A 905-nucleotide genomic window follows, 5' to 3' on the forward strand; every position below is an offset into this window, starting at 1 on the left:
TACCCCCCCCTTGTATATATATCATATCCCCAAACCGACCGTACGCTCTCTTCAAATCAGTTGGAAAAACAATCTAGTTTAGAAATAATTAAGCATCTTACAGGGAAAGTCCCTCTTGATCTCCCATTGAAAATTCCTTTCAAAAGATTCAGGCAATACCACCCCTGAATAGGCACTACACTTTCTCATAAAAACACCATATATGTTAAATGCATGCCTTCCTTCCCACATTTCAAAGGATGCAAATCCTTCCCCCATCTGCCACCCTCTCCAAACCGGTCGAGAAATATGTTGCATGCTATCACAGGTAACACATCCAAGAAGCGCAGCAATCAATCTGTTTTTCAAGCGAAACCGCTAACAACAAGGGGGTTCTTTATGCGGCTGTGCATCCCGTATTGTACGGGATGCTTTCTTTATCAAGAGCCTCTTTCTCTATTGACTAATTTAATTAATAGAGCATGACATCCAGCGGTAGCCACTATACTTTTTCGGGTCAAGATCTCTACAAGCACTTCTTATTCCCAAAGACAGAAGAAATGAACGATCCTTCTTTGCAATTTGAAAACTGTTCTCACTATATGAAAAGAGGTTTCTTCTCTCAGGAACAACAATCATTCCAAGAATTTTTGCAATTTCTTTCCCTCTCTCTCCATTTCTACTAAGCCCGTTTCGTTCCATAATTTTCGCTACTATAGCATCTCTCTTAGTCCCCCAACCACCCCCTGCTGGCAGTGCACTAACCGTTACCGGAGATAATACTGAAGAAAAGACAGCAAACAAAGCTGCAGCTAAAACAACACGTTTCATGAGAAAAATTCTCCTTTAAATTAAATTGACAGATGACCTTTGTGATGAAATTGTGAAATAAATCAGCAAGAATTATCGCAATAACACATTTAGAT

General features: G+C 39.8%; 1 protein-coding gene. It reads right to left on the bottom strand.

The annotated features are described in order from the left end of the window. Window positions 1-447 precede the first annotated feature (447 nt). Window positions 448-810 (bottom strand): hypothetical protein, encoded by a 363-nt coding sequence (locus BN338_RS10255; RefSeq protein ID WP_051018536.1) that lies wholly within the window; start codon window positions 808-810, stop codon window positions 448-450. Window positions 811-905 lie beyond the last annotated feature (95 nt).

Source organism: Bartonella queenslandensis AUST/NH15 (assembly GCF_000312585.1).
Classification (GTDB): domain Bacteria; phylum Pseudomonadota; class Alphaproteobacteria; order Rhizobiales; family Rhizobiaceae; genus Bartonella; species Bartonella queenslandensis_A.